General features: G+C 72.9%; 5 protein-coding genes. 4 read left to right on the top strand and 1 reads right to left on the bottom strand.

What is annotated here, in order from left to right:
* Positions 1 to 79: 79 nt before the first annotated feature.
* Positions 80 to 565, bottom strand: a complete 486-nt coding sequence (locus ACFFCA_RS12790) for a hypothetical protein (protein WP_375485362.1) — start codon at positions 563 to 565, stop codon at positions 80 to 82.
* Positions 566 to 657: 92 nt separating this feature from the next.
* Between ACFFCA_RS12790 and rimP the strand changes: the two genes are divergently transcribed.
* From rimP to ACFFCA_RS12810, 4 genes are all read left to right on the top strand, one after another.
* Positions 658 to 1,161, top strand: coding sequence for a ribosome maturation factor RimP (gene rimP, locus ACFFCA_RS12795; RefSeq protein WP_375485364.1), 504 nt, complete (start codon positions 658 to 660; stop codon positions 1,159 to 1,161).
* A 2-nt stretch (positions 1,162 to 1,163) separates the two neighbouring features.
* Positions 1,164 to 2,249 (top strand): transcription termination factor NusA, encoded by a 1,086-nt coding sequence (gene nusA / locus ACFFCA_RS12800; RefSeq protein ID WP_375485366.1) that lies wholly within the window; start codon positions 1,164 to 1,166, stop codon positions 2,247 to 2,249.
* Positions 2,250 to 2,288: 39 nt separating this feature from the next.
* On the top strand, positions 2,289 to 2,654 hold the full coding sequence (locus tag ACFFCA_RS12805) for a YlxR family protein (RefSeq protein ID WP_375485368.1): 366 nt from the start codon (positions 2,289 to 2,291) through the stop codon (positions 2,652 to 2,654).
* Positions 2,655 to 2,748: 94 nt separating this feature from the next.
* Positions 2,749 to 3,038 (top strand): translation initiation factor IF-2 N-terminal domain-containing protein (locus tag ACFFCA_RS12810; protein ID WP_375485370.1); only part of this gene is annotated, 290 nt, incomplete at its 3' end.

Consider the following 3,038-nt stretch of genomic DNA (forward strand, 5'->3'; position numbering starts at 1 on the left):
TCCGCAAGCGTCGCTCACGCCCTCACTCCGTTCGGCCGTGCGGAGACGCCATGTCCCTTGTTCGCTCCGCGAGCGTCGCTCACGCCAGCAACTCACCGTGGGTGGCCTCGCAGGCGCTGATGCTCGCGAGCAGCGTCGCGGCCGTTCCGGTCAGCCGACCGGCGCGGGTCGCGGCGGTCGCGGCGGCCGCGCGTTCGGTAGCACGCACCTGAGCCTGCGACGGCGCCGACGGGACCCCGGACGCGGACGGCGACGCCGCCGCCGAGCGACGCGGCACGTCGTAGGCGGCCAGCGCCGAGCGCAGCGCCCGGACGTGCGCGCTGTGGTCGCGCACGAGGATGTTGGCCGTGGCGCGCAGCGCCGCGTCACGACGGACGGCCGCCGTGGCGAGGGCGAGCAGGTCGAGCTCGGTCGCGAGCGCGGCGACCAGGTCGCGGGGTGCCGGGTGCCGGCGCGGAGCCGACCGGTGGTGCAGGAAACCGGCGCCCACGCCGACACCACCGCCGACCACGACCGCGGCGCCACCGGCGAGGAACCAGCGGCGGGGATGTTCGGCGGGGCTCATGTCGTGATCAGTGTGGCAGAGCGGCTAGGCTCGATCGCTACAACTGCACGCCGTGATCCCGTCCGCGTGGGCGAGGTCGGAAGGAGCCCGCCATGTCGTCCGCGAAGGCCGGAGCGTCCGCGGCGCAGGCACGCGAGAAGCTGATCGTGCTGCTCGACCCGCTCGTGGTCGACGCCGGCTACGACCTCGAGGACGTCACGGTCACCGCGGCGGGCCGTCGTTCGGTGGTCCGGGTCATCGTCGACGCCGACGGGGGCATCGACCTCGACGCGATCGCCCTGGTCAGCCGCGTGGTCTCCGACGCGCTCGACACCGCCGACGTCGCGCAGAGCGGCGTGCTGGCCGGCTCCTACGTGCTCGAGGTCAGCTCACCCGGGGTCGACCGGCCGCTGGCCGAACCGCGCCACTGGCGCCGGGCCCGCGGCCGCCTCGTCTCCGTCCCGGCCGGGGGTCAGGCGCTGACCGGACGCGTCGTGGCGACGTCCGACAGCGGCGTGACGCTCGACGTCGGCGGCGCCGAACACGCCGTCGCGTGGTCTGATCTCGGGCCGGGTCGGGTGCAGGTGGAGTTCAACCGCGTCGAGGGGGACGACTGATCATGGTCCAGGTCGACCTGCAGGCGCTGCACAGCATCGAGAAGGAGAAGGAGATCTCCTTCGCCGCCCTCATCGACGCGCTCGAGACGGCCCTGCTCACCGCGTACAAGCACACCGCCCACTCCATGCCGCACGCGCGCGTGGCCATCGACCGCAAGAGCGGCGACGTCATCGTCTGGGCGCAGGACCTCGACGAGTCCGGCGAGATCGTCGAGGAGTACGACGACACACCCACCGACTTCGGCCGGGTCGCAGCCATGACCGCCCGTCAGGTCATCCTGCAGCGCCTGCGCGACGCGGAGCACGAGCACACGTTCGGCGAGTACTCGGGTCGCGAGGGCGACGTGGTCACCGGGGTCGTCCAGGCCGACGCGCAGGCCAACCAGCGCGGGGTGATCGTCGTCGACATCGGCAAGATCGAGGCGATCCTGCCGCAGTCCGAGCAGGTGCCCGGCGAGCAGTACCCGCACGGCAGCCGGTTGCGCGCCTACGTCGTCGGGGTGTCGCGCGGCATGCGCGGCCCGCAGGTGACCATCAGCCGCACCCACCCCAACCTGGTCAAGAAGCTGTTCGCGCTCGAGGTGCCGGAGATCGCCGACGGCAGCGTCGACATCGTCAACGTGGCCCGGGAGGCCGGCCACCGCAGCAAGATCGCGGTACGCACCGACGTCGCCGGTCTCAACGCCAAGGGCGCCTGCATCGGGCCCATGGGCCAGCGGGTGCGCAACGTCGTCGCCGAGCTGCACGGCGAGAAGATCGACATCATCGACTGGGCCGACGACCCCGCCACCTACGTCGGCAACGCGCTGTCCCCGGCGCACGCGATCGAGAGCGAGCTGGTGGACCCGGAGACGCTCGCGGTGCGGGTCGTCGTCCCGGACTTCCAGCTGTCCCTGGCCATCGGGCGGGAGGGCCAGAACGCCCGGCTCGCGGCGCGGCTGACCGGCCACCGCATCGACATCCACAGCGACTCCGAGGCCGAGGCCGGGACGGACCCCGTGGCCGACGCCGGAGGCGACCCCGGGACGGTCCCGCAGTCGCCCGCGCGCGCGCCGGGCAACTCGGCTCCGGACGGCCATGGGGAGTAGACTGATTCGAGCCGTCGGCACGTCGACGGCATCCGAGGCATGACGGACCGGGTCCGCACGGGGGCAGTTCCTCCGCCAGGCCCGCTTCGCACCTGCATCGGATGTCGCCAGCGGGCCGTCGACCACGATCTGCTCCGCGTCGTCGCGGACTCGGATTCCGGCTCGCTGCGAGCCGTTCCCGATCCTCGGCGTCGCGCGTCCGGTCGCGGCGCCTGGGTGCATCGCGATCTGGCGTGCGTCGATCTCGCGATCCGACGCCGGGCGTTCGGGCGGGCACTGCGCGTGGCCGCTCCGATGGACCCCGGGCCGGTGCGCGAGCACGTCGCGGCCCAGCAGGACCAGCACCACCAGGACGATCAGCACGAACCCGGAAAGACACCACCAGCGGAATCCCGCAGGAGATGACGAGCTATGGGCACTCGATGAAGCGCCAGCAATGAACAGGTCCACCCACTAACGGACCGCGCGGTACGCCGCACGGTCCCTGCTAAGGAGACACGTGCCAGGCAAGACCCGCGTATCAGCTCTCGCCAAAGAGCTCGGAATCACCAGCAAGGACGCCCTCGCCAAGCTCACCGAGATCGGTGAGTACGTGAAGTCGGCGTCCTCCACCGTCGAGGCCCCGGTCGCCCGCCGACTGCGGGAGGCGTTCCCGGACGCCCCGGGCCCGAAGGCCCCGGCCAAGAAGGCGGCGGCCAAGAAGGCCGCGGCCCCGGCCGTCCAGGCCGACGCCCCGGCCGCCCCGATGCCGGCCGCGCCCGCACCCGCCGACCCGGCGCCCATCGCGCC

The organism is uncultured Jatrophihabitans sp. (assembly GCF_964252635.1).
Lineage (GTDB): Bacteria > Actinomycetota > Actinomycetes > Mycobacteriales > Jatrophihabitantaceae > Jatrophihabitans.